26 protein-coding genes and 1 pseudogene are annotated in these 23,230 nt (G+C 67.5%); 10 read left to right on the forward strand and 17 right to left on the reverse strand.

Translation table 11 applies throughout. From position 1 onward, the window contains the following. Nucleotides 1-107: 107 nt before the first annotated feature. A complete protein-coding gene (locus AB0F17_RS08140) occupies nucleotides 108-2,411 on the forward strand; it encodes a DNA translocase FtsK (RefSeq protein WP_358018168.1) in 2,304 nt (767 codons plus the stop codon). 6 nt (nucleotides 2,412-2,417) lie between these two features. Continuing rightward, complete coding sequence (locus AB0F17_RS08145; protein WP_358018172.1) at nucleotides 2,418-2,840, forward strand: hypothetical protein; 423 nt, start codon at nucleotides 2,418-2,420, stop codon at nucleotides 2,838-2,840. Between the two features lie 259 nt (nucleotides 2,841-3,099). On the opposite strand, the gene AB0F17_RS08150 is transcribed toward AB0F17_RS08145, so the two are convergent. Further along, complete coding sequence (locus tag AB0F17_RS08150) at nucleotides 3,100-3,957, reverse strand: transcriptional regulator (RefSeq protein ID WP_358018175.1); 858 nt, start codon at nucleotides 3,955-3,957, stop codon at nucleotides 3,100-3,102. Between AB0F17_RS08150 and AB0F17_RS08155 the strand changes: the two genes are divergently transcribed. Both AB0F17_RS08155 and AB0F17_RS08160 read left to right on the forward strand, forming a co-directional pair. Beyond that, nucleotides 3,891-4,418, forward strand: a complete 528-nt coding sequence (locus tag AB0F17_RS08155) for an NUDIX hydrolase (protein ID WP_358019290.1) — start codon at nucleotides 3,891-3,893, stop codon at nucleotides 4,416-4,418. The genes AB0F17_RS08150 and AB0F17_RS08155 overlap by 67 nt on opposite strands. Nucleotides 4,419-6,685: 2,267 nt before the next feature. Then, the gene (locus AB0F17_RS08160) at nucleotides 6,686-7,675 is read left to right on the forward strand and encodes a hypothetical protein (protein ID WP_358018178.1); all 990 of its coding nucleotides are present in this window, start codon (nucleotides 6,686-6,688) and stop codon (nucleotides 7,673-7,675) included. Here AB0F17_RS08160 and AB0F17_RS08165 read toward each other — a convergent pair. Continuing rightward, nucleotides 7,672-7,956, reverse strand: coding sequence for a hypothetical protein (locus tag AB0F17_RS08165; protein WP_358018181.1), 285 nt, complete (start codon nucleotides 7,954-7,956; stop codon nucleotides 7,672-7,674). The genes AB0F17_RS08160 and AB0F17_RS08165 overlap by 4 nt on opposite strands. Nucleotides 7,957-8,130: 174 nt before the next feature. On the opposite strand from AB0F17_RS08165, the gene AB0F17_RS08170 reads away from it, so the two are divergent. The 5 genes and pseudogenes from AB0F17_RS08170 (at nucleotide 8,131) to AB0F17_RS08190 (ending at nucleotide 12,413) form a co-directional block, all read left to right on the forward strand. Beyond that, nucleotides 8,131-8,583: a lamin tail domain-containing protein gene (locus tag AB0F17_RS08170; protein WP_358018184.1), complete on the forward strand. Its 453-nt coding sequence runs from the start codon at nucleotides 8,131-8,133 to the stop codon at nucleotides 8,581-8,583. A 374-nt stretch (nucleotides 8,584-8,957) separates the two neighbouring features. Next, nucleotides 8,958-9,146 (forward strand): annotated as a pseudogene (locus tag AB0F17_RS08175) (HNH endonuclease signature motif containing protein); the annotation flags it as partial. Nucleotides 9,147-9,152: 6 nt separating this feature from the next. Beyond that, the gene (locus tag AB0F17_RS08180) at nucleotides 9,153-10,853 is read left to right on the forward strand and encodes a DEAD/DEAH box helicase (protein ID WP_358019293.1); all 1,701 of its coding nucleotides are present in this window, start codon (nucleotides 9,153-9,155) and stop codon (nucleotides 10,851-10,853) included. Beyond that, nucleotides 10,850-11,443, forward strand: coding sequence for a hypothetical protein (locus AB0F17_RS08185; RefSeq protein ID WP_358018187.1), 594 nt, complete (start codon nucleotides 10,850-10,852; stop codon nucleotides 11,441-11,443). Before AB0F17_RS08180 ends, AB0F17_RS08185 begins: the two co-directional genes overlap by 4 nt. A gap of 337 nt (nucleotides 11,444-11,780) precedes the next feature. Then, entirely contained in the window at nucleotides 11,781-12,413 is a 633-nt protein-coding gene (locus tag AB0F17_RS08190; RefSeq protein WP_358018190.1) for a DUF1524 domain-containing protein, read from the forward strand. A gap of 445 nt (nucleotides 12,414-12,858) precedes the next feature. Here AB0F17_RS08190 and AB0F17_RS08195 read toward each other — a convergent pair whose 3' ends face one another. The 3 genes from AB0F17_RS08195 to AB0F17_RS08205 all read right to left on the reverse strand — a co-directional run bounded on the left by AB0F17_RS08195 (nucleotide 12,859) and on the right by AB0F17_RS08205 (nucleotide 14,024). Then, the gene (locus AB0F17_RS08195; RefSeq protein WP_358018193.1) at nucleotides 12,859-13,185 is read right to left on the reverse strand and encodes a hypothetical protein; all 327 of its coding nucleotides are present in this window, start codon (nucleotides 13,183-13,185) and stop codon (nucleotides 12,859-12,861) included. After that, nucleotides 13,185-13,448, reverse strand: coding sequence for a hypothetical protein (locus AB0F17_RS08200; protein ID WP_358018196.1), 264 nt, complete (start codon nucleotides 13,446-13,448; stop codon nucleotides 13,185-13,187). The genes AB0F17_RS08195 and AB0F17_RS08200 overlap by 1 nt, the downstream gene beginning before the upstream one ends. 195 nt (nucleotides 13,449-13,643) lie before the next feature. Continuing rightward, nucleotides 13,644-14,024, reverse strand: a complete 381-nt coding sequence (locus tag AB0F17_RS08205) for a hypothetical protein (protein ID WP_358018199.1) — start codon at nucleotides 14,022-14,024, stop codon at nucleotides 13,644-13,646. 104 nt (nucleotides 14,025-14,128) lie between these two features. On the opposite strand from AB0F17_RS08205, the gene AB0F17_RS08210 reads away from it, so the two are divergent. Continuing rightward, nucleotides 14,129-15,394, forward strand: coding sequence for a transposase (locus tag AB0F17_RS08210; RefSeq protein ID WP_358018202.1), 1,266 nt, complete (start codon nucleotides 14,129-14,131; stop codon nucleotides 15,392-15,394). Here AB0F17_RS08210 and AB0F17_RS08215 read toward each other — a convergent pair. The 12 genes from AB0F17_RS08215 to AB0F17_RS08270 all read right to left on the reverse strand — a co-directional run bounded on the left by AB0F17_RS08215 (nucleotide 15,376) and on the right by AB0F17_RS08270 (nucleotide 23,230). Beyond that, entirely contained in the window at nucleotides 15,376-15,927 is a 552-nt protein-coding gene (locus AB0F17_RS08215; RefSeq protein ID WP_358018205.1) for a hypothetical protein, read from the reverse strand. The genes AB0F17_RS08210 and AB0F17_RS08215 overlap by 19 nt on opposite strands. An 80-nt stretch (nucleotides 15,928-16,007) precedes the next feature. Then, nucleotides 16,008-16,130, reverse strand: a complete 123-nt coding sequence (locus AB0F17_RS08220; protein ID WP_358018208.1) for a hypothetical protein — start codon at nucleotides 16,128-16,130, stop codon at nucleotides 16,008-16,010. Continuing rightward, the gene (locus AB0F17_RS08225) at nucleotides 16,130-16,924 is read right to left on the reverse strand and encodes a peptidoglycan recognition family protein (RefSeq protein WP_358018211.1); all 795 of its coding nucleotides are present in this window, start codon (nucleotides 16,922-16,924) and stop codon (nucleotides 16,130-16,132) included. The genes AB0F17_RS08220 and AB0F17_RS08225 overlap by 1 nt, the downstream gene beginning before the upstream one ends. Beyond that, complete coding sequence (locus AB0F17_RS08230; protein ID WP_358018214.1) at nucleotides 16,924-17,295, reverse strand: DUF6779 domain-containing protein; 372 nt, start codon at nucleotides 17,293-17,295, stop codon at nucleotides 16,924-16,926. The genes AB0F17_RS08225 and AB0F17_RS08230 overlap by 1 nt, the downstream gene beginning before the upstream one ends. Continuing rightward, the gene (locus AB0F17_RS08235) at nucleotides 17,292-17,720 is read right to left on the reverse strand and encodes a hypothetical protein (RefSeq protein ID WP_358018217.1); all 429 of its coding nucleotides are present in this window, start codon (nucleotides 17,718-17,720) and stop codon (nucleotides 17,292-17,294) included. Before AB0F17_RS08235 ends, AB0F17_RS08230 begins: the two co-directional genes overlap by 4 nt. Before the next feature lie 160 nt (nucleotides 17,721-17,880). Continuing rightward, nucleotides 17,881-18,282: a hypothetical protein gene (locus AB0F17_RS08240; protein ID WP_358018220.1), complete on the reverse strand. Its 402-nt coding sequence runs from the start codon at nucleotides 18,280-18,282 to the stop codon at nucleotides 17,881-17,883. Further along, on the reverse strand, nucleotides 18,275-20,098 hold the full coding sequence (locus AB0F17_RS08245) for a hypothetical protein (RefSeq protein ID WP_358018223.1): 1,824 nt from the start codon (nucleotides 20,096-20,098) through the stop codon (nucleotides 18,275-18,277). Before AB0F17_RS08245 ends, AB0F17_RS08240 begins: the two co-directional genes overlap by 8 nt. A 37-nt stretch (nucleotides 20,099-20,135) precedes the next feature. Further along, nucleotides 20,136-21,215 carry a hypothetical protein gene (locus AB0F17_RS08250; RefSeq protein WP_358018226.1) on the reverse strand — a complete coding sequence of 360 codons (1,080 nt, stop codon included), beginning with the start codon at nucleotides 21,213-21,215 and terminating at the stop codon, nucleotides 20,136-20,138. A 12-nt stretch (nucleotides 21,216-21,227) separates the two neighbouring features. Then, a complete protein-coding gene (locus AB0F17_RS08255; protein WP_358018229.1) occupies nucleotides 21,228-21,929 on the reverse strand; it encodes a hypothetical protein in 702 nt (233 codons plus the stop codon). Between the two features lie 4 nt (nucleotides 21,930-21,933). Next, entirely contained in the window at nucleotides 21,934-22,404 is a 471-nt protein-coding gene (locus AB0F17_RS08260; protein ID WP_358018232.1) for a hypothetical protein, read from the reverse strand. A gap of 97 nt (nucleotides 22,405-22,501) precedes the next feature. After that, on the reverse strand, nucleotides 22,502-22,969 hold the full coding sequence (locus AB0F17_RS08265) for a hypothetical protein (protein ID WP_358018235.1): 468 nt from the start codon (nucleotides 22,967-22,969) through the stop codon (nucleotides 22,502-22,504). Between the two features lie 9 nt (nucleotides 22,970-22,978). Then, nucleotides 22,979-23,230: a hypothetical protein gene (locus AB0F17_RS08270; protein ID WP_358018238.1), complete on the reverse strand. Its 252-nt coding sequence runs from the start codon at nucleotides 23,228-23,230 to the stop codon at nucleotides 22,979-22,981.

Consider the following 23,230-nt stretch of genomic DNA (forward strand, 5'->3'; position numbering starts at 1 on the left):
CGCACAGTGCCGACGTAACAGTTGGCGCCACGGCCTGCGGAACGCCCCGCATAGCTCGGCGCCCGCGCACGCACGGTAATCAGAGAAGATCACGAACGGAGACATCGATGACCGCCCGCCGTGCAAGACCGAAGGCCCAGCAGCGACGCCCCCCGCCCAGGACCGCGCCTCGGCGACCCACCCGAAAGCGGGGAGCCGACGTCTCCACGCTCATCAACGCCGCCCACCGTGGCCTTGCCCGCGGCATTGGCAACCTCATCCGCGCCACCGCCGGGGGGCCGGACGTCGTCAACGAGACTCAACGACACGACAGTGCCGCACTCAACCTCCTGACCGGCGCCGCACTCATGATCATTCTCGGCGATGGTCACGGCATCTCGATGCTCGACGCCCTCGCCTACGCCGAGGCCGTACCGTTCGGCATCAGCTACCGCCTGACGCCCCTCCTGCTAGCGTGGGCGGCCATCCGGATCTGGCGCCGCCCAGACGACCACGTGACCACGATGCGCCGCGGCGCCGGCCTGACGCTCATGTTGGGCGCCGTGCTCGGCATGGTGCACCTGGCGCACGACACGCCCCTCATCGGGGATGCCGCGGCGTGGGGTCGCCTCGCCGCGGCGGGCGGCCTGCTCGGGCTGGCCGCGTCCTGTCTGGTGCTGTTGATCCCCGCTGCCTTCGTGATCGTGCTGCAGGTTGCGGTCGCTGGCTACGGGCTGGTCCTGGTGTTCGGCGGCCTGTCTCTGCCTGGTCGCGTCGCCGCGCGGCCTGCCCGCCCGGCTGGCCGCGAGCCCACCGACGACATCGAGGAAGCCGAGGCTGCGGACGAGCAGGACGAGCCTGTCGAGGAGGAGCCACAGGCCGAGGAGGAGCGCGACCCGACCGACGAACCCAAGTCGCAGCCGGCCAAAGCTCAAAAGGCTGAGCGCAAGCCCCGGAAGCGCGCCGACTCCGCCTCGTACAGTCCGCCCGACGTGTCCGCGCTGAAGACCGGGTCGGCGTTGAGGGCGCGGACGAAGGCGACCGACGCGACCATCGCAGCCCTCACCCGCGTGCTGAAAGAGTTCGACATCGACGCCGTGGTGGAGGACTTCGTCCGCGGGCCGCAGGTCACCCGATTCTTCCTCAAGCTGGGCCCCGGCGTGAAAGTCGAGAAGATCACCGGCTTGTTGAAGAACTTCCGGCTGGCCACCGCGTGCGACCAGATACAGATCCTCGCCCCTGCACCCGGCCGGGCATCGATCGGCATCGACGTGCCCAACGCCGAACGTGACCTGGTCCGCCTCGGCGACATTCTCCGCTCACCGGAAGCCCGAGCGCGCAAGCACCCGATGACCGTCGCCCTCGGCGTCGACATCGAGGGCAAGCCGATCGTCGCCAACCTGGCCGGAACGCCGCACCTGCTCATCGCCGGGGCCACCGGCGCCGGCAAGTCCATCTGTGTCCACGACCTCATCGCCAGCATCCTGCTGCGCGCCACGCCTGACGAGGTGCGCATGGTGCTCGTCGACCCGAAGCGGGTCGAGTTGACCGTCTACAACGGCATCCCGCACCTGATCACCCCCGTCATCACCGACGCGAAGAAGGCCGCCGAAGCCCTGGAATGGGTGGTCGGCGAGATGGACCGCCGCTACGACGACCTCTCCACGCATGGCTTCCGGCACGTCGACGAGTTCAATAAGGCGGTGCGAGCGGGCAAGCTCAAGCCGCCGCCGGGCAGCGAGCGCGTCTACCGGCCCTACCCGTACCTGCTGGTCCTCATCGACGAGTTGTCCGACCTGATGATGGTCGCCCCGCGTGACGTCGAGGACTCCATCGTCCGCATAACGCAGCTCGCCCGCGCCGCGGGCATCCACCTTGTGCTCGCCACCCAACGGCCCGAAGTCAAGGTCGTCACCGGCCTGATCAAGGCGAACGTGCCGTCGCGGCTGGCGTTCGCCGTCTCCAGCCTGACCGATTCGCGGGTCATTCTGGACCAGGCTGGCGCCGAGAACCTGATCGGCAAAGGCGACGGGCTCTACCTGCCCGCAAGCGAGAGTAAGCCGATCCGGCTGCAGAGCCCGATGGTGACCGAGCAGGAAATCAGCCAGATCGTCGCCCACTGCAAATCCCAGGGCGCCGCCGCCTACCAGGACATCGGCGCAGCCAGCCCGACGGCGGCCAAGGAGGGGTTGGACGTCGGCGACGACCTCGACCTGCTCGTACAGGCGGCCGAGCTGATCGTGAGCACGCAGTTCGGCTCGACCTCGATGCTGCAGCGCAAGCTCCGCGTCGGCTTCGCCAAGGCGGGCCGGCTCATGGACCTGCTGGAGAGCCGCAACGTGGTCGGCCCGAGCGAGGGCTCCAAGGCCCGCGAGGTGATCGTGAAACCGGATGATCTCCCCGCCCTGCTTGCTGACCTGCGTGACTCCTGAGCGCGGATGCTGCGAGTGATCGCCTGGCCGTACGTCGGCGGGCGGCTGTTCGCGGCGCACAAGGAGATGCTGCACCACCTGCTCGAACTCGCCGCCTTACCACCCAACCAAAGGAGACCTGTCATGCGAAAGACCATCGTCGGCGTACTGCTGGCCCTATCCCTCACAGCGTGCGCAATGCCCGCCCAGAACGGCAGCCCGATCAGCGCCAGCAAGAGCACGGCCAGCGCCAGCCAGGAAGCCGCCGAGAGCGGCATGAAGCCGGTGTCGAAGGACGACATGCCGGGCGTCGTCCTCGCGCTGATCGGCGACGACGAAGGGCTGACCATCCTGCCCATCGAGGATGCGGACAGCTACGACCGCAAGGCGACCAAGAAGCAGGTCCGCGCCTGCATGAAGGGCGCCCCATACCCCGCCTGCCTGCCGTAGACCGCCCGTGCCGACGCCCCGACCGAATCCCCGCGGCCGGGGCGTCTCCATGTCCGGGCCGCATGTCCGGCTTGTATAGATTTGGCGTGTGAGAGTGTGGCGCGGCCTGGACGGCATTTCGGTAGAGGTGATCGTCCTGGACGACCGCCCTCGGCTGAAGGTCACCCAGACCATCAACGGCCGCCGAGCTACCTGCTCGGCTACTGCCGAACCATCCGGGACGTGGAGCGGCACGTCGACTTGGCCGACCTGGTCGAGGTCATTCACCTACCTGGACGATAACCGAACCGGCCGTATATGGCACCAGCTCAGGCGTGCCGAGGTCGATCACGGTGCTGCTGGTCTGGATCGCATGGACAGGATGGGCGCGGGCGTAGGCGTCGATTGTCAAGGCGAGCTTCGGTTCGACGTTCGAGGGCCAGACGCGAGCGCGGGCGAAGGCGATGAAGTCGGCGCTGAGGCGGGCGCGTCCTTCCAGGAGGAGCAGGTTGCTTCGGCCATGTTCGCGTTCAAGGGCGTGAGCGACGCCGGGCTCGGGTTTCTCGGTGAGGCTCAGTACCTGCTGAGGATGCGGTCCCGGCGTGGTGGCGAGGACACCGCGTTGCCCGGCCAGTTCATCGCGGAAGGGACGGGCCAGCACACTCACCCCCGGGGGAGCCTTGGCCAGATCAAGCAGCGGGTTCGCTCCGGGGTAGAGGTTGTCAGAGAAGACCACGTACAGCTCGCCGGCCCCAGCGGGCGTGGAAGCGAAGTGGTCGTCGGCGTTGAAGACCGACGTCAGGTCCGCGTACGGGCCGCGCTGAGCGACGAACTCGACACGCAGATGCCGGTACCGGTCGGGTTCGAAGAGATCCTGCCCGGCCGCCCGCAGGTAGCGGCTGCGGCTGTGCGGGCTCAGCGCCTGGCGAGCCCACTCGGCGAAGGACGCGTAGTACGGGTGGTGCACGATGACCACGTGAGCGGGGCCGAGCTGAGCGATCTCCTCCAAGATGTGCACGATGCCGGGGCGGCCGTCGACAGGGAGGAATTCCTTGGGCAGGTAGCGGGCCCATGAGCGGACCCGTGTCCCAAGTCCGCCGGCCGCCACCACGACCCGTGTTCGTTGGGTACCGGTCATCGGGAGCCTTCCTCGGGTACGTTGCCGGAGTGAAGGTACGTGTCACTGGCGTCCTCATCGAGGACGACCGCATTCTGCTGCTTGACCAGGACACCGACAGCGGGCGTTCCTGGTCCCTGCCCGGCGGCAAAGTCGACCCGGGCGAATCCCTCGCCGAGGCGCTCGTGCGCGAGATGCGCGAGGAGACCGGCCTGCTCGTCGAGCCGGGCCGTCTCCTGTACGTGTGCGACTACCAAGTCGCCGACGTCCTGCACATGACGTTCGAGGTGAGCTGGAGTAGCCGCCGCGTCGCCGCCTTCGACCGCGACCACCCCGAGACGGTCCCGATCCGCGGCCTGGAGTGGGTGAAACTCGCTGACCTGCCCTCCAAGGGCTTCTCCCAGAGGTTCGCCGACCTCGCCCAAGAGGGGTTCCCCTGCGCCGGCTCCTACATGGGGCCGAAGTCCGCCATCGGCCTGTGACCTGAGCGCGTCGACCAGGCGACCGTCCAGCTCTCGCAGCGTCCGGCCGCGCTCGCCGAGCACGGCCAGCCAGCCCGACAGCATCGCGGCGAGCCCCTCCGCCGCGACCGGCCGCGCCCCGCCGTCCCGCACGACCCGGACGCCGACCCCGCGCGAGCTGCCCACCAGGATCCGGGCCCGCAGGCGCGTCACCTCTTCCCGCGAGCCGGGAGTGTTCCAGGCGGCGCCGAACAGCCACCGTTCGCACCCCGCCCCGCCGTTGTCGGGCCCGTCCGAGCACCACACCTGCACGTTGCCGACCAGGTGGTGCACCTCTGCCGGGCCGCGCCCACCCTCGACCACCGCCACGGTGTCGCCCACCGCGTACGCCACGTTCGACGGTGCGCATCCGGCGGTCGCGTCGACCAGCTCCGCCCGTAAGGGGAGCCGCCCGCCGAGCCAGGCCGACGCGACGGCGGCGCCGATCCATGTCACCCAATAGGCGGGATGATCCTCGAACCCGGGGCTGACCGTCCAGCGGCCCGTGCCCGGGTCGCAGTGCAGGCGTCCGCCCCGCTCGTGCGGCATCTCGCACACCAGCAGGTAGGCGCCGTCGTGTTGGTTGGCCAGCCCGGCGGCGGCCAGCTCGTTCAGGAACGCGGCGTACTCGGCGTTGGAGATTAGCAGGTTGCGCCAGGCGAGCGGGCCCCGAGGCAGCCACGTGATGGGGCACGAGACCGGCTCGGCAACCGGGGAGGACTCGGCGGCCGTTCTGATGCGCGATGTGCCGGTGGTGGCCACGGGTGGGGCCAGCTCGTACAGGTGGTCTCCGGACAGCCAGCGTGAGGCCCTGGCCAGCGCCCCGGGTGAGATCACTTGCTCCGTAACCAGCCGCGCGGCCACGGTCAGCGAGGCGGCCAGGGTCTCGCGTACGACTTCGGCCGCCCGGGCGTTGAGGTCGGCGATCAGCCGCGTCTTGTTCACGGTCGTGGCGAACGTGTCCTCCCCGGCTGGCGCGCTGGCCACGGCAGCGGGGCGCGGCACGCCGTCGAGATCGGGCAGGAGCTCGACCAGCTCGGCCCATCCTGCGGTCCGATCGGTCACGGCGTCTTCGTAGGCGACCGTGACCACGTCGCGGCCGTCGAGGGCGTTGGCCAGCAGCAGCGTGTTGAGCGCATGTAACCGGACCAACGCCACCAGGTCGCCAGGCTTGTCGTCAGGCATGAGATCAGCCCACGCCGCCCATGGAAGGCGGTGGGTTACCGCCACCAGATGGCGGTACCTGGCCGCGTACCCCCACCGGGAGAACAGGCCGCCCCGCGTGAACGAGCTGGCGACGCCGAGCGGGCTGCGCGTCAGCACCGCGACCGGCGCGTCCGGGAAGAGTGCTAGCAGGTGCCTCGTCGTGAAGAACAGATTCGTCTCCTTGATCGCCTGCCGTTCACGGGCGTACTTGCTGACGGCGAAGGTCACCAGCCAGTGCCACCCGTACGGGCCGAGCCGAGAGCGGGGCTCGGCCGCGCCGGCCAGATCAGGGTTGAGGGCAGACAGCGGATGGGCGGGCGCGAGTTGCTGCCGGAGCGGCTCGTTGTGCTGGCCCATGATCGGGCGAAGGGTGTCGCTCAACCAGTTGGATCCGACCCGCTCCATGGTGCCCAGCAGCAACAGCGGCGAATGGAGGGGTGACCCCTGAGACGCGGCGGCCGTCCGCGCCTGCTCGACCCGGGCCGAGATTTCCGCCAGGGCTTCACCTACAGTGCCATGCTCGATGCTCGGGGTAGCGCGGTCGCACTGATCAGCCCCGATGTAGTGACCGGAGTGCATGGGTCCTCCCGCTGTGATTCGGCTCGTGGCCTGCACCGATACGGTTACGGCGCGTGCTATTGACGGTGCTCTTCGTGTGGCGCATCGTCGAGAGGTCCTCGATGTGAAGCGATGTGAAGATGGCCCCTCAACGCACTCATCCCGTCACCAATCAGGCCCTAGCTGCGCTGATCCAGCAGGCCGGTTGGACACATGCGGCCACGGCGCAGGAGATCAACGCGATCGCGGCCGAGAACGGCCCGTCGCTGTACTACGACCGTTCAGCGGTCGGAAAGTGGCTGGACGGGACCATCCCGCGCGCGGAGGGTATATGTGCGGCTGTGGAGGCGTTTCGCCGTCGCCTCGACAGACCGGATCTTGGCCCAGTGGACCTGGGGTGGCCACAGACCGCCATTGCCTGGCCCGCTGATAACCCCTGGCGGGGCGATCCGGTCGCCCGATTGGGGGCGCTGGGAGAGGACGACATGCTCAATCGCCGGACGGTGCTGACCGCAGGCGCGTTCACGCTGGCTGCGCTGTCCGGCATGACCAACGGCGACGACCCGCCCCCGCGCCCGGTCCGCCGCGCCGGAGCTAGCGACGTGGCGAGGATCCGCGCCACCACCCGCACCTTCTCCGACCTCGACGACCAGTACGGCGGCGGGCACGCACGCGCGGTGGTCGCCGCCTACCTGGTGCGCGAGGTCACGCCGCTGCTGCGTAACACCACCGGCCGGGCCAGGCCGGACCTGTTCCGCGCCGCCGCCGAGCTTTCCTACCTCGCCGCCTACATGGCCATGGACGCCGGCGAGAACGCCCTGGCGCAGCGGTACTACATCAGCTCCATACGCCTGGCGAACGAGGCGGGCGACATGGCGATACGCGCGACAGGGCTCCGCAGCATGGCCGTCCAAGCTATCGAGCTCGGCCACAACCGGCTGGCGCTGGCCCTGGCCGATGCCGCCGCCTCATCCCTCGGACGACGCGGCCCAATTCGCACCCTGGCATGGGTCACCGGCATGCAGGCCGAAACTCAGGCGGCGGCCGGTAGCCGGTGGGAGGCGTTGAACCTGCTGCGGAGCACCGAGATGCACCTCGAACACGCCGACTCCCTGCCGGAGACCGACTGGACAGGCAATTACAGGCGCGAATCCTTCGAGCACCAGACCGCGCTGACGCTCACGCAGCTCGGCGACCATGCCACCGCCGCCCACCACTACGCCGGCTCGATGGCCGCACGCCGACCCGTCGAACGCCGCACTCACGCGCTGATCGGCCTGAGGGCAGCCCACGCCTACCTCCTCGCCGGCGACGTCGACCAGGCAGCCGCCACCGTCCTCAGGCTCGGCGCCGACGTGCGTTCGATCTCGTCAGCGCGGGTCCGCAACCAGGCGCGTCGACTCCGCGCCGACTGGCAGCCGTACCGGGCCAACGCGCAGATCGCCGCTGCCGACCGGATAGTCGCCAGCACCTAGTCCGTCTTGTCGGCCGCCTCCCGGAGTGCTTTCTCCGCCGCCTGCCGGTTGTCTACCTTCGCCCACCAGGCGTGGACTTGGATCTCCGCTGCCAGGGTCCGGCACTTCGCTTGGACGTCCCGCCACTCCTGCAGTTGCTCCTCGGTGGGCGGTTCTGCCTCCAGTGCGGCAACGGCGGCAGCGGACGGGATGGACCGGCCGAGCGTGGACAGGCGGGTCTGCGCGGCGACGAAATCGACCCGCTTCTGCAGCAGGTCGTCGGGCACTTCGTAGTCGGCCATGGCGGTTCTCCCCTGGTGCGTGGTTCGGGGCGATCCTAGACCGAACACCCGTGCGATCAGGGAGGCGGGTCCGGGTGTTGACCTGAAGCGGACGCGACCTCACGACAACCAACACGCCGTGGCTGGCGTCTCACTGTCCGCCAGGTTCCGCTCCCCCACGCAGAGGACTCAACGATGCGTCCCGCTCCCGCTCTCGCCGCCGTCGGCACCGCTACGGCCGTGCTGCTCACCCTCGCTCCGCCAGCCCAAGCGGCGACTCCCGCCGTGCAGATCACGAAGGTCTTCTACGACTCGCCAGGCTCCGACCGGGGCGGCAACACGTCACTCAACGGCGAATACGTGGTGTTGAAGAACACCACCAAGAAGGCGATCAACATGGAGAAGTGGCTGTTGCGCGACAAGACCGGCCACAAGTACCGCTTCCCCAAGTTCACGCTCAAGCCGGGCAAGAGCGTGACCGTACGGTCTGGGGAGGGCAACGACGGCACGAGCACGATCTTCTGGCAGCAGAAGTGGTACGTGTGGAACAACGCGGGCGACACGGCGGGCATCTACCGGGGCAGCGACCTGAAGAAGATCGACACGTGCTCGTGGGGGCGCAGTAGCAGGGCGTACGTGGCCTGCTGACCGAGACAGACGAGAGGGCGCGGGGCGGCGACGCACGGGAAGCAATGCGGCCCGCCCGCGTAGCGATCTATGACACTGCGTGAAAAGAATCATCATGTTAGCCATGGACGATGAAAGCGGGCATCCTCCACTGAATCAATCTGCGAATGCAAGTGATTCACGTCACATTCATGCCATCGTTTTTATAACGATGATCTTTGGATGGCGCTTTCTTGATGCACTGATCACTTACGGTGTGGGCATGAGAACGCTTCGCATACGCCTCTGAATCACAACAGAGCCGCGCGGATGGGGCACTCTTATGCCTCACGAGTCCGCGCGGCCAGTGTGCGTTAACGGGAACGCCACCGCGCAAGCTTCGGGGGAGGCGCGCGGTGAGCCGCCGTTTCAACCAATCCCAGAGGGCCGCCCTCTTCCTGGCAACTAACGGCTGCTGCGCACGCTGCGGCATCGACCTGCAGCCAGGCTGGCATGGCGATCACGTCACACCTTTTTCCAAAGGTGGCACCACAGACGTGACCAACGGAGACGCGTTGTGCCCCGAATGCAATCTCCAGAAAGGGGATCGCATGAGTCAACTCAGGGCCTGGCAAGAGGACGCTCTCAGAGAGCACACCCTGTGGACCCCTCGCGAAGGGAACGGCTTCCTCGTCGAGGCGACACCCGGAGCCGGCAAGACGCGCCTGGCGATCGAGATCGCGTGCCGAGCCCTCGCGTCGGGCCGTATCCAGCGCATCGTCATCGCCGTCCCCACCGGCCGGCTCGAAGGCCAGTGGGCCGAAGAATTCGGCAAGCAAGGCATCAGCATCAACCCTGGCTGGCACGCCGCGGACGGCCGCCTCGCCTCCGATGAACAGGGGTGCGCGGCCACCTACGCTGAGATCGCCAAGCAGCCGCAGATCTACCGCAAGCTCGTCTCAGACAAGCCGACCCTGGTCATCCTGGATGAGATCCACCACTGCGGCAGCGATGAGCGGGCCTGGGGAGCCGGAGCACGAACCGCGTTCGAGCCGGCCGCAGCGAAACTCCTCCTCTCCGGCACGCCCTTCCGGTCCGACAACGACGAGATCCCCTTCGTCAACTACGTGGACGGCGTCGGCGCCCCCGACTTCCGGTACGGCTACGACCGCGCACTCGCGGACGGAGTCGTCCGCGCAGTCTTCTTCCCACGGCGCGGCGGGCTCATGGAATGGACCGCTCCGAACGGTGCCGCCCGCAGCGCCACCTTCGAGGACCAGTTGAACGACCGTGACGCCGCCCACCGGCTGCGCACGGCCCTCTCCCCGTCAGGAGACTGGCTCCCCTCGGTCCTGGGAGAGGCCAACACCCAACTTGCCGAACTGCGCACCAACGACCCCGAAGCCGGCGGCATCGTCTTCTGTGAGGATTCCTACACCGCCCGCGAAGTAGTCAAGCTGCTCACCAAGCTCGGGCAGACGCCAATCCTCGCGATCTCCGACGAGCCCGAGGCGGACGCCAGGATCAAGACGTTCAGGTCGGCGAAGGACCCATGGATCGTCACGATCCGCAAGGTGAGCGAAGGCGTCGACATCCCGCGCCTGCGCGTGGGCGTGTACGTCACCCCGTGGATCACCGAGTTGTTCTTCAGGCAGGTGGTCGGCCGGCTGGTACGCACCAGGCAGGGAGAGGAAGACCCGACCGCCTACCTCTACATCCCCGACGACGCCCGGCTGCGGGAGATGGCCGCGCAGATCAAGCAACAGCGAGACCACGTGCTCGACCAGCAGGAGGCGGACCTCCTCGGAGACGACGACGGCACCGGCCCGGGAAGCGGAGGCGAGCAGGCACTGTTCTCGCTGTTCACCCCGATCTCGGCCACACCGACCGACGAGGGTGTGATCGTCGACTCGGACACCATCACGCCGGCCGAGCTGGCGAACGCCGACCAGGTCAAGCGGATGGACCCGGCGACGATCATCATGCCTACCGCGCTCGTGGCCAAACTGCTGCGCAACGCGGGGACTGGCATGGCCGGGCCCTCGACCTCGCAGGCAGCGTCTGCGAGCGCAGAAGCGCCGTACGAGCGCAAGGAGAAGCTCAAGAAGGCCAACCACACCGCAGCCACACGCGTGGCCAGCGCACACGATCTGAACTACGGCATGGTGAACGGGCAGCTCAACACCCTGGTCGGCGTCCCCAAATCCAGAGGCGTACGGCAGTGCAGCGAAGAGCAGCTTGAGCGTCGGCTCCGATACGCCCAAGAGTGGCTGGCGAAAGGCGTCCAGCCGACAAGGAGGGATGCCGAGTGACCGTCGATCCCCGGGTCGAGAACGACCACCTCATCACGGATCTCCGCGGAGCTGTTCACAACGGAGAATCCGGACTGGCCTACGTGCCGCGACTCCTCAAGCGCGTTCTGGAGACGGAAGCCTGGCGGGAGCGCTACGACATCAAATCGCGGAGCATCGTGACCTTTCAAACCTTCGCGGAGTTCGTCACCACCCCGGCTACGGAGGGCTTGGGGGCTTCGATGGAACTAGTCGCCCGAATCGTTGGGACGGACGACCCTGACTTGCTGACTCTTCTCAGGCATGCTTCTTCCCTGGGGCAGGGCACCCGTACTGACTTGCTACCTCGCGTGGATTCCACGCGAGGTAGGGGGGATCACGATACTGCGGCAACTGCCTCGCGTCTTGCGCGGGAGGCGCCGGAGGAGTTCGGCGCCGTCCAGCGGGGCGAGAAGAGCATCCACGCTGCGGCGGTCGCCGCAGGGATCCGAAAGCGGCGAATCCCTGTTCGCCTGGACGACGCATCCTCCGCCCTCAAAAGCCTCCGAGCGAACAGCAGCCCCGAGTTCTGGGACGAGTTCAGGCGGCTGGTGCTCGACTCAGACCGGTGAAGCCCCACACGCAACGAGAAGCCCCCGCCCCGGTCCGAAGACCAAGGCGGGGGAAGGGCAGGTGGGCTTCTCGGTCCCAGGCGTCTCGGCCAGAGTAGGCGCGGGTCTCGTATGGCACAAGGCGTTGTACAGCGTGGACGATATGCGGCTTGTGCCCACACTCTGCAGGCCAGGGCGTTCGCGTTACATGGGACACGCCGCAAAGCCGCAGGCCAGGCTTGTGACTCTTCGGCATGGCGGCTCCCGTTACCAGTCTGAGACCTTCTTTCTGTCTCCCCGTCTCGCTTCCTGACCAGGCACGTTGCCCTGGCCGAGGCGGGAACAGAAGGGCTCGCCCATGCGCCGCTTCGCCCTCACCTCTATCAGTGCCGCCCTCAGCGCGCTCCTGCTCATCCCCCTAGCCCCGAACGCAGCGTGGGCGGGACCGCCCGGCATCCCCACGGCGGAGATCGCTATCAACGAGCTGGCCGCCGTAGCCACCGCCGAAGAGACGCACGCCGACACCTATGACCGGAAGAAGTTCATCCACTGGGCGACGATCAGCGGCGCCTGCAACACACGTGAGACGGTGCTCGTCCGAGACGGCGAGAACGTCGAAACGGACGACTCCTGCGCCGCCGTCAGCGGCTCCTGGTACAGCCCGTACGACGGCGTCACGTGGACGTCCGCCTCGGACATCGACATCGACCACATGGTGCCGCTGAAAGAGGCGTGGCGGAGCGGCGCCTGGGAGTGGACGACAGCCAAGCGCAAGGCGTTCGCCAACTCGCTGTCCGACAGTCAGCTGTGGGCCGTCACCGACCGCGTCAACCAGGGCAAATCCGACCAGGACCCATCCACGTGGCGTCCGCCGCTGGCCAGCTTTGAATGTGAGTACGCCCGTTCGTGGGTGGACGTGAAGTTCGACTGGGGCCTCACGATGCAGCCGGCCGAGCGGTCCGCGCTGGAGACGATGCTGGCCACCTGCTAGCCCGTACAACGCGAGAAGCGCCCCACCCCTCCCGGAGGAAGGGGCGGGACGCTCACGCAGGCGACGGCTCTGCCACCGTACGCCGTGACCGGTCGAGACGCCAGAGAAGCGCCGCCCGGCCCCGCGAGGGAACCGGACGGCGCTCTCAAGTATCAGCCCTACGGCTGGTGCTCGCCCACAGGTGAGGGGATCACGGGTTGGATGACGAGTTCAAGTAGACACGGCGACCGGCCCGTCAAGGTGGCAGGCGAACGAGCATGTCTCCGAGCCGCCCGTAAGGCACTCGCCATGGCAGGCGTGGAGGCAGTGACCGTCGTCCCGTTCGGCGGTCGGCAGGAGCCCTTCAGGGCGTAGCTCGCGGACCCACTCGCGCTTCTCGCGCACGCGTTCTACCTTCACCGCTCGCGGGCCGTTACAGCAGAAGCAGTACAAGCCGTAGGCGGTTTTACGGCCGAGCATCCGGACCATGACCCTCCTCCCGCTGCGTCTTGAGCCGCTCCTCCGCGCCCGCCCGTATCTCCGCCACCTGAGCATCCCACTCAGCCCACGCCTCCTCCGGCCGCAGCGACGACCAGTCCACGGCGAGGAACACGAGGCGTCTGTCGAGATCGACGTCAACGACCGAGCCGAACCCGCGCAGCCCGGACTCCGGCTCGTACACGGTGACCACCTCGCCCAGGTGTAGGTCCGCAGCCTCACCCTCCACATCCTCGAACCCGGTGTACGTGTTGTCGCCTCGTACACGGACGTTCGGATCGATACGGGCCCGCATCAGCCCTCCAACTCGACGGGCTCGCCCTCGGCCATCGCCTGGTCAAACTCGTCCTCGGTGGCGTCGAATTCCGCGCACTCGCCGCACGGACGTGTACGGAGCTGGCCGGGCTTCCAGAACAGGATGAACGCCCCGAACGGCGGGATGACCACAGCGATCGACGGGTTACAGTACTCGTCCTCGCCGCGGAACAGGCTCGGCTTCCACCAGCACGTCAGCGTCCTCGGAGGCCACCACATGAAGCGGGCGATCCGTAGCTGCACCACACCTCCCAAAGATAGTTGGGGGATTCTCGCGCGGTCGCACCTAGGACGGGATCGTCCTGTACAACCACGAAAGGGCCGGGCCACCCGTAGGTGACCCGACCCCGTACGCTCCCGCCGCTGTACCACCGTCGTGGGTGCCAGGGTTTCCCATGGCAGAGGCGGGCAGGCCAGCCTGGCGGGCAAGGCTGACACTCAGCGGACGATCTGCCGCTCCGCACGCACGAACCCCGGAGCAGGGTCGGCGGCAGGAGTGAGGCCGAGCGGCATCAGCAGCATCAGGACGACGTTCAGCGCCGCGATCAGCGCGCCCGACGACTGCTCCGACAGCGGAAGCCCGAACGCCACGAACCCGGTCAGGATCGTCTGCACGGCGCCGGTGAGCGCCGACACGACGAGCGGCCTGGTAGCGATCGCGACTAGCAGAGCGACAGCACCGGCAGCGAGAGTCATCACCCAACCCGACACCTCCTCCGTCAGGCCGAGCTGGTTGAGCGCGGGCAGGGTGACGAGGAACGCCAGCACCGCCTGAAGCGCGTGAAGGATGACCGCCGGTTCACGACCGAAGATCTTCATAGCCCCTCCTCGGGGACAGCCCGCACCTGCGGCGGGAAGATTTGAGCCCTCAGATGGGGCTGGAGTGATCCGGTTTTGTCAGTGCCGCCCAATAGATTCGATCAGTGCAACTCCGGTACAACTTCCGCCTCTATCCGACTGCTGGTCAGTGCCATGCACTGGCCAAGGCGTTCGGGTGCGCGCGGACGGTGTTCAACGATGGGCTGCGCTTGCGGCAGCAGGCTCACGAGCAAGGGCTGCCGTACATCTCGGACGGGGACCTGTCCAAGCAGGTGATCACGCGGGCGAAGAAGGTGCCCGAGCGGTCATGGCTGGGCGAGGTCTCCGCCGTTGTGCTCCAACAGGCGCTGGCCGACCTGAACACCGCCTACCGGAACTTCTTCGCCTCGATCAGCGGGAAGCGGAAGGGGGCGAGAGTCGCCCCGCCGCGCTTCCGGTCACGCAAGGACAATCGGCAGACGATCCGCTTCACCAAGAATGCATGCTTCAGGGTCACCCCGGGCGGGAAGCTGCGATTGCCGAAGATCGGCGACATGGTGGTGCGGTGGTCCCGACTCTTGCCGTCCGAGCCGTCCTCGGTGACGGTGGTCAAGGACGCGGCCGGGCGGTATTTCGCATCGTTCGTGGTCGAGACAGCCGACGAGCCATTGTTGGAGTCAGCGAACGAGATCGGGATAGACCTCGGCCTGTCGCATTTCGCGGTCATGTCGGACGGTCAGAAGGTGGACAATCCGCGCCTGCTGCGCCGGGCAGAGCGCCGGTTACGGAAGGCACAGCGAGCCCTGTCCCGCAAGGAGAAAGGCTCTGCCAATCGGATCAAGGCCAGAACTGAGGTCGCCAAGGCTCACGCCAAGGTGGCCGACGCGCGCCGAGACTGGGCGCACAAGCTCTCCACGCAGATCATCCGCGACAACCAAGCGGTGTACGTGGAGAACCTTGCCGTGTCTGGCATGATGCGTACCAGGTTGGCCAAGTCGTTGCTCGATGCGGGCTGGTCGCAGTTTGTGACCATGCTGGAGTACAAGGCGAAACGGTATGGCCGGACGTTCGCCAAGATCGACCGATTCTTCCCATCGTCGAAGCTTTGCTCGGCGTGCGGCACTCTGGCCGACAAGATGCCGCTGGACATCCGCTCGTGGACCTGCCCATGCGGCGCAATTCACGACCGGGACGTTAACGCCGCGATCAACATCCTGGCCGCCGGACGGGCGGACAGACTAAACGCCTGTGGAGACCAGGTAAGACCACCGCTCGCGGTGGCACAGGTCAGCGAAGCAGGAACCCATTCCAAGCTGCCCGCTTCGGCGGCCCAGCAGGGGAAAGTCCCCGCCCTGTCGGGCGGGGGAGGACGTCAAGGCTTGACGGTGTAGCCGCCGTTCCAGTCCCACGACTTGCTGGAGTAGACGTCGGCGCCGTTGGCCTTGGTCACCCAGGCCGTGTCAGCGTCGTTGTTGTAGAACTGGCCGAACGTGCCGCAGTCGGTGTCGCTGTTGGCGAACAGCTGGTACTCGCTGCCGACCTTGCGGTTTCCGCCCCACCGGGAGCCGTTGAAGACGGTCACATACTCATTGGGCTGGGCCATGGTGGTGGCGTTGGACGGCAGGTCCACGATCTTGTACGTGTTGCAGGAGTGGGCGTCACCCGCCACCGTCCTGGCATGCGCCCAGTTGTCCTCAACGAGGACGTTGGCTACGTCAACCGCAGCGCTGGACACGTTCTGGAACTTCACGAACTCGCGGTTACGGTTCGCGTAGCTGTCCGCGCCCATGGCGTCGGTGCCGACCTCGACGATCCGCAGGACGTCGCCGGGAACGTCGGCAGCAGTAGCCGACGCCGGGACGCCGAACAGCGCCAGCGCGGTGAAGACGGCGGACAGTAGGACAGCGCTCTTGGAGATGCGCATCGAGGGATGCTCCTTGGAGATGGGGATAAGAAAGAGCGGACCGCATCGGCAGTCCGCCCGGTGAGGGTTGAAGCCCCTCGTTAGTTGCTCTCGTCGATCAGGCCCGGCAGTCGATCGTCGGGCTCGTGATCCTCCGCAGGCTCGGGATGCCGCGGCAGGAAGGATTGGTAGGGCCAGTAGCGCAGCCAGAGGCCGTCGCCCATCAGGACACCCGCAGCAACGCCGTCCAGGTGTCACGGCCGATCAACGCGTCATCGTCGAGCTTCCTGAGGCGCTGAAAGCCACGGATCAGGCCGGCGAACTCGTCGTCGTACTTCGTCCGCTCCAGCCACTCCTGCAGTCCCACCGCGGCGTACACGGCCTCGGGCAGGTAGCCGCGGGCGTTCAACGCTCCCCGTGCGGTCTTGACGTCGTAGTTGTCGGCGCCCGGTCGGAGCAGGGGCAGATCCTTCACGAGGTCCTCCGTCCATGAGGTGGCGGGCTTGGCCGGTTCGCCGCGGAGCAGCGTGGCCACGTCGGCGCGGAAGTCGTCCATGTTGACCGAGTGCGGGTCCGGCTTTTGGGTGTTGACCTCTTTGTGGCCCTTCACCCGCGAGGCCGACAGGCCGAACTCCCTGCAGAGCTCCGCGCACAGCCGCTTGTAGGAGTCGAGTTGGACGGCCGGCCACGGTTCCTTGCCGTTGTTCTCCGCCTCGATGCCGAGGGCGTTGCTGTTGGTGTGGTTGGCGCTCGTCGACGGCGCGTTGTGCCAGCACCTCCCGGCCGCCACCACGAAGATCGTGCCGTCACGCCGCAGCCAGAACTGACTGAGCGGCCCGTCCAAGCCCGGCCGGCCATCCCTGACCACGTGCATGTCGTCGCGCCCAGCCGTGTGGTGGGCGACGACGCCGCGTACGGCCGACTGGGGCCCGTGCCCTTGGGCCTTCCACCCGGGCACCTCGACCACCGGGAAGCCCGTACGGCGAGCCACCTCGGCGAGTTGGGTCAGGTACGGCATCAGGTGCTTCCCTCCGTGCTTTGCTTGATCCCGGCCAGCGTCAACTGCAGGCGCAGGTCGTTGACCGTCCGCTCCAGCTCTTCCACGTGGCTGCGCAACGTCCGTAGCTGGCTTCGTAGCGCGTTGGAGGTGTCCTGCTCCGTGGCCAACTGCTGGTTGACCCGATCGAACTGCTCCCGCATGCGCTCCAGCTGACGTTCCAGCTCCCGCAGCGACCCCTCATAGATGCTTTTCGCTCGTTCGAACGCCGCCGCATCCACCTTGCTCGACTCGATCGATGTCGCCCGTGTTGAGGCCCGGTAGGAGAAGAAGGCCCCGATGATCGCGGCGATCCCTGCCACGATCGCCACCAGCACGGACGGGTCGGTCACCGGTCACCCCCAGGTTCTGGCCATCGAGAAATGACGTGCACGAATCCGGCGAACGCCAGCCATATAGCCGCGGCTACGTAGCCGCGCGGCAGGTCGACGACGATCCAGCCGACCAGATAAATCAGTCCCCAGCCGACCTTCAGCGCGGACGCGCACGCGAACGCCAGCCGGTCCGAGCGCATGAACGCCTGCATCAGGCAGAGCAGCCCAACGACGAGCCACACAACGGCCCACACCGGAATGGGCAGCAACTGGGCGAGGAACACGTACGACGGCGACGCGAGCGTCTCGGGAGGCGCCGATGCCAGGCTGGCCGAGTACACGAGATCCACCAGAGCGAAGAACAGTAGGGCTGTCCCCCGGTGGCCTACGCGCCGGCTGACCGGGCTCCAGAGTTGGTGGGCGGTGCGTCTCAGCGCTCGCACGCGACTACCTCCATGCGTGGTTGTCGCGGGCTTGGGGTGTGCCGCCCGCTCGCACCCTCAGACGAGACGGGCGGCACGATCGTGGTGGTGGAGAGTTGTGAGCCGCCCGCCAAGCATCCCTACTGACGCGCCGTGGACAGCGCTGAGCGGGCGGCCACGATCAGGAGCTGGCCTGCTGGCCGGAGGCCCGCTCGGCGTCCATCTGGTCGGCCAGCGTCTGCCGGACCGCGCGAACGTCTTCGCGTACGGCCTGACAGTAGGAGGGGCTGTACGTGCCGGGGGCGGAGGCGCCGGCGGTCATGTTCGCCGTGTGGGCCACGTACGTCGCTTGCAGGAACATCCGTTTCGTGCCTGCGGTGGTGGCGGCGAAGAAGTTGCCGCCGTTCGAGCCGATGTGCACGGTGCCCGCTTCCACAATCGGGATGCTCATGTCGGTCAGCAGCCAGCCCTTGGACGCCTGGGTCTGTCCAGGGCGGGCCTGGAGCAGCGCCTTCAACTCGGCGACGTCCTTCTCCAACTGGCGGATTCTGGCGGCGGCGTCGCTCGGGTACACGTCAGGCACCAGGCACATCCAATCCTTCGAGCACCAGACGGGCTTCTTCCTTGCCGGACCCTCGGGAGGTGGGGGTGATGGCGACGCCGATGATCCTTCGGGTGCGCCACACGCCGCGATGCCACTGGTTGTTGAAGTAGAAGCGGGCTGCGTCGCCGAGGTTGTTGGGGGTGAACGACGGCGTCTTGCCGAAGGTGACCGTCACCTGGTCGACCCTCAAGGCGCCGGGGGCGGTGGCCGCCCAGAAGGCGGCGTAGTCCTCCAGTGTCTGGCTCTCGCTCACCGTGCTGTAGTTCAGGGTGCGATCCAGTCGTGGCCAGCCGGCGGCCAGGTGGGCGGTCGCCTCGTGGGCGGTGGAGACGAGCGGCGTGGAGCTGGTGGAGGCGTCGGTGGAGATGGTGGAGCCGCGCGCCCGCCACCGGGTGGCGCCCCTGAGGGCGTCGATCTCCTCCTGCCACTCCAGGATGTCGCCGCCGTTGCGGCCGTCGGAGAACAGGTGCTGCGGCGGGTCCTGGACGCCGAGTTTCGGGTAGCCCCACCGCCACTGCCGTTGCAGTGCCCCATCTACGAGCGCCAGGTCGATGACCCACTCGAACCCGTCGTCCACCTGCGCCAGCTCGACCAGGCGCTGGCCGTAGGAGCCTCCTTCGGACTCCAGATAGGCGCGCTCTCTCGGAACGCCGGACGTGCCAGCCTGCATGGTGAGGCTGATGTTGGCGTGCGACAAGCCCATCGCCGACGTGAGCAGCGACCGGGCGATGTCGATCTGGTCGGCCGCGTAGGTGAGGTCGGTTTGGATCTCGACCCTGCCCAGGTAGGCGTCGAGCGTGCTGCCTCTCAGGGCGATGGACGGCGTGCCGCGCCTGCTACGGGAGGGTTGGGCGGAGGTGATCCAGTACTCTCCCCACGGCTCACCCTCCCTGTAGATCTGGCAGGTGATGACGCCCGGCCCGATCGACAGGTCCGTGTCGTTACGGGGGATGATCTCCGCCACCTGGTCGCCGATCCTACGGTTCGGGATCGGGATCGTCGCCGAGAAAGCGCCCGGCTGCAAGATCCGCTTGTCGAAGGTGACGCCTACCAGGTTCAAGTCGCCCAGGTAGGTGCGGTCGAGCAGCCTCGTGAACACGTACCTGAACTTGCTGGCGCCCTTGCCCGGCGCGAACGGCTGCGTAACCGGCGGCTCCGGGACGGGCGCCTCGGCGCTGGCCAGGAACACCGAGAACGCGGCAGCAGCCAGCGACGGTGAAGGCGACAGCGCCACGTCGCCGGACGGGGCCGACGACACGACCAGCTTGGACACCATCGCGCCCGACGTCCACACACCGGACTGCCCCTGCCCGCGCGAGGTGTAGGCGCCCGGCAGCGTCCACGACACCGACCCGCCCGGAGGCGACGGAACACCGGTCACATACCGCAGTTCCAGGCCGGACGCCTGGCTGGGGGTGATGCTGGGCGTGGTCGTCCCAGACTGGTTGACGATCAGCGTGCTGCCGGTGTCCGCGCCGGAGACGGCGACGATCGCCACCATGCCGTCCGCGACCGGACCTTGGGACGCGGCGTACGTGTCGGGCTCGTCGAGGGCGCAGACGCGCTTCCAGACGATGCAGCCCGCCCACGTCCCGTTCACCGACCCTGGCCAGAACCCGCCAGCGTGCGAGTCGAGCAGCAGCCAGTCGCCGCCCAGACCCATGGCGCCGTGCCCGCCGCTGTCAGCGCTCTGGAAGGCGAGCAGTACGTCGCCGACCCGGGCATCGCCCCGGTTGACAGTGCCGCTCGGCCCGTGGACCGCAGTGAACTCGGTTGAGCGGACCGTAGCCGTCACGCCGACCTCCGATCCAGCAGGTCAGCGCACTACAAGGTCAGATGGTGGCGTCGCGCCACGTCAGGTCAGCACCGTTGGTGCCGTCGGCCGACGTCGTGTAAGTGATGGTGTTCGACCCGGCCTGCAGCACGAAGTCGTGGACCGGGTCCGATACGCCGCCCAGGGTTGACATTTTGGACACGCCGTCTTGGGTGGCGGTCCCGCCCTTGGTGTCGATCTCCAGGATCTGGCCGGCCGTCAGCGTGATCGTGAACTGCAGCGTCCGGTCCAGCGTCTGGTTGACCAGCGTCGGGTTCGTCAACGGCCCTTCCAGCCGAATAAGCGGATGGGTGGAGGCGTTACCCGCGTTCGACAAGGCGGTAGGCGTGTTGAGCGGGACCGTCGCGCCGCGCGGATCCAGGCCGTACAGGCGGGCATCCCCGCAAGCGATCAGGACGCCTATCGTGGGCAGACCGGCGTTGTAGTCGCCGTCCATCACGATCGGCCGGTCGATCACCTGCCCATACGCCAACTTCGGTGAGCCGTAGCCCTTGATGACCAGCGGCAGCGGATCCTCCGACTCGGGGATGCCCGTCGCCGCGATCACCTGCTCCAGCAGCTCGTCAATCGACGGAATGTCCGACACCGAGTTGGCCTGCAGTCGCAGCGACACAATCCGCTGCTTGGCCAGCTTGAGGGCGTCCCAAGCGCCGTGATTGTTCGGCTTCTCCACGTTGAGGTTGTCGATGTCCGGAGACCCCAGCCACCCGTCCACCGGCAGCAGCACCTTGACGCTGGTGGTCGGCCCCCACAGGGTGCCGTTCCACTCCGCCTCACCGTTCGCCCCGGTCAAACTGTCTCCGGGCTTGATCGGGATGGTGACCGTCAGAGCAGGCCACTCGCTCACCGATTCGAACGGCGGCAGGGTGAAGACCTGATCGCGGCTAAGCGCGAGAGCCGGCCACTCCGAGATCGATTCGAACGGGCCGAGAAACAGGTTGACGTTTGGGGTGACGACGCTGAGCGCCGGCCACTCCGAGATCGATTCGAACGGGGGCAGCGTGATCGAGGCGCGCGAGTAGCGTAGACGCCCCTTGATCGTGACGGGGATCGGCTGGGACCGGCCGAGACGAGCCATACGCCCTCCCTGCTAAAAGGTGAAGGCGCGGTTGACGGCCTGGCCCAGGATGAGGGGGCGCGGAGCTAGGAACGGCACCACCTCGGGCAGGATCTCCACAGCCACCCACGCCCAGTCCCGGGCGGACGCCCCGCCGTTGAAGTTCAGCGTGACCGTGCTGCCGCCCACCGCCGTGTCCGCCGCCTTGTGGACCGCGATGCCGGAGTACGCGCCGGCGTGGTTGAAGGCGAACCCGGTGTCGGAGGAGGTCGGGTTTCCGGCCGCGTTACCGTCGGCCGCGATCCCCACCCCGCGCGAGTTCGCCACGGTGGAGGTGTAGGCGTTGACCGTCAAGTTGATGGTGGTCGAGTTGCCTTCACCGACCGCACCGGCCGGTGTCCCCACAACGTCAGCCCCGGTGACGACCAGGACTTTCAGGTCGGTTTGTGACCCGCCCACGGCGCTGGTGTAGGTGACCGTCCGCGCCACGCTCGTGGCCGCCACCGCAGTGAAGACGATCAAGGACACAAACACGCCCGACTCGGCGGAGGTACGGGACACCCGCGCCGTCCACGTCAACGCAGTGGACGAGTTGCTCATCGTCCCAACGGTGCCGTCCTCATCCGCGCACAGTGCCACCAGCAGGCTGCCTGCGGGGGCGGTGAAGGAGGCGGTGGTAGACGAGCTGGTGCCGGACGCCAGGGCGGGCGTGGAGGCGTCGATAGCCAGCGCCATCGGATCAGCTCTCGATCCAGATCACGTACGTGTACGCGTTGACCGCCGTGCCCGTGAGAGTCACCCGCACGCGCAGGAACTTGCTCACCGGGACGACGAACTCGCGCCCAAGCGGGAACTGGCGGACATACTGCGTGGTGGGCGCAACGAATTGGACGTCGCCTGTTCGGGTGGCGGTGATCGAGCCTTCAGCGGAGGCGGTGTAGCCGGTCGCCGACGTGCCCAAGGTCATCAACGACGCAGGGGCCCCCGGATCGTCATACGGTTGCACACCGGCCGCGACGTGCGCCGTCACCGTGGCTGCCACATCGGTCTGGATCAGCTCGCACTTGACCGGCGCTGCGGCCGTGCTGCCGTCGAAGCTGATCCCCCACTCGACGACGCGAATCATGCGCGTCGACGGGGTGGCGATCTGCAGCATGGTTTTGATCGCCGTGCCCGTGGTGACCGGCGCGAGCGCCGCCGTCGTGGCCATCGCCCCGTTGGCAGCCCAATACAGAGCCACAATCGGCCCCCTTTACATGCGAAAACCCCGCACGCTGGCGGGGTCGAGGACAGATGGACGGCTCAGGTCAGGCGGTGTTTCTCAGGACGGTCCGCCAGGCGCCGGTGGTGTCGAAGGTGATCTCGTAATCACCGTCGCTGGCATCGTAGGACTGGCCGAACCACCGAAACACGAACGCGCGGTTGCTCAAGCCCGGCGCATAGATCAGCAGCCCTTCGGCGGCGAACGTCGCCGACGTCCACGTCGTGGCCGAGAACCGCCAGCCGACCTTGTTCGCGACGCCGGACAGTTCGGCGAACGACACCACCGTCAGGTCGTTTCCGCCCGCCGTATAGCCGGGCCCGGACGCCTGGCCGGTGTTCCACGGCGACACGTTGTAGGCGGGGTTGGTCTGGCTGAAGTCCGGTACCACCGTGCCCGTGTACAGGGCGCCTTTGAACACCCCCGGCGTGGTCGAACCCACATCGATCGTGATCGTCTGACGGACCAGCTTGGTGTAGGTGTCGTTAAACCAGGCGTCCTGAGTGAATGCCACGCCCGCCTCCTAACGCAGGTTGATTCGGACGTGCTTACGCTGACGGCCCGAAGACGTGGTCTCCTCGGTGACCCGGTGACCGAGTTGGTCGGTGACCTGCTTGAACCGGGAACCCGCCTCGGTGCGGCCTTCTGCCACCTGGTCGCGGGTCACCCACGTCGGCTCATCGGTGATCACGTCGACCGTGCGGCCCTGGCCGAGTGGTGCACCGTCACGCATGTAGTCGCCGAAGGTCTGGCCGCTGGATGGATCCCAAGGCAT

The sequence above is a fragment of the Nonomuraea sp. NPDC026600 genome (genome assembly GCF_040638335.1).
Taxonomy (GTDB): Bacteria; Actinomycetota; Actinomycetes; order Streptosporangiales; family Streptosporangiaceae; genus Nonomuraea.

Bases quoted from the DNA above. Each gene is read 5' to 3' on its own strand.
- AB0F17_RS08140 (WP_358018168.1), top strand. From the start codon at position 108: ATGACCGCCCGCCGTGCAAGACCGAAGGCCCAGCAGCGACGCCCCCCG.
- AB0F17_RS08190 (WP_358018190.1), top strand. From the start codon at position 11,781: ATGCGCCGCTTCGCCCTCACCTCTATCAGTGCCGCCCTCAGCGCGCTC.
- AB0F17_RS08250 (WP_358018226.1), bottom strand. From the start codon at position 21,215: ATGGCTCGTCTCGGCCGGTCCCAGCCGATCCCCGTCACGATCAAGGGG.
- AB0F17_RS08220 (WP_358018208.1), bottom strand. From the start codon at position 16,130: ATGGGCGACGGCCTCTGGCTGCGCTACTGGCCCTACCAATCCTTCCTG.
- AB0F17_RS08260 (WP_358018232.1), bottom strand. From the start codon at position 22,404: ATGGCCACGACGGCGGCGCTCGCGCCGGTCACCACGGGCACGGCGATC.
- AB0F17_RS08145 (WP_358018172.1), top strand. From the start codon at position 2,418: ATGCTGCGAGTGATCGCCTGGCCGTACGTCGGCGGGCGGCTGTTCGCG.
- AB0F17_RS08165 (WP_358018181.1), bottom strand. From the start codon at position 7,956: ATGGCCGACTACGAAGTGCCCGACGACCTGCTGCAGAAGCGGGTCGAT.
- AB0F17_RS08180 (WP_358019293.1), top strand. From the start codon at position 9,153: ATGAGTCAACTCAGGGCCTGGCAAGAGGACGCTCTCAGAGAGCACACC.
- AB0F17_RS08270 (WP_358018238.1), bottom strand. From the start codon at position 23,230: ATGCCTTGGGATCCATCCAGCGGCCAGACCTTCGGCGACTACATGCGT.
- AB0F17_RS08215 (WP_358018205.1), bottom strand. From the start codon at position 15,927: ATGCGCATCTCCAAGAGCGCTGTCCTACTGTCCGCCGTCTTCACCGCG.
- AB0F17_RS08225 (WP_358018211.1), bottom strand. From the start codon at position 16,924: ATGCCGTACCTGACCCAACTCGCCGAGGTGGCTCGCCGTACGGGCTTC.
- AB0F17_RS08155 (WP_358019290.1), top strand. From the start codon at position 3,891: ATGAGCGGACCCGTGTCCCAAGTCCGCCGGCCGCCACCACGACCCGTG.
- AB0F17_RS08195 (WP_358018193.1), bottom strand. From the start codon at position 13,185: ATGCGGGCCCGTATCGATCCGAACGTCCGTGTACGAGGCGACAACACG.
- AB0F17_RS08205 (WP_358018199.1), bottom strand. From the start codon at position 14,024: ATGAAGATCTTCGGTCGTGAACCGGCGGTCATCCTTCACGCGCTTCAG.
- AB0F17_RS08150 (WP_358018175.1), bottom strand. From the start codon at position 3,957: ATGACCGGTACCCAACGAACACGGGTCGTGGTGGCGGCCGGCGGACTT.
- AB0F17_RS08160 (WP_358018178.1), top strand. From the start codon at position 6,686: ATGCTCAATCGCCGGACGGTGCTGACCGCAGGCGCGTTCACGCTGGCT.
- AB0F17_RS08170 (WP_358018184.1), top strand. From the start codon at position 8,131: ATGCGTCCCGCTCCCGCTCTCGCCGCCGTCGGCACCGCTACGGCCGTG.
- AB0F17_RS08255 (WP_358018229.1), bottom strand. From the start codon at position 21,929: ATGGCGCTGGCTATCGACGCCTCCACGCCCGCCCTGGCGTCCGGCACC.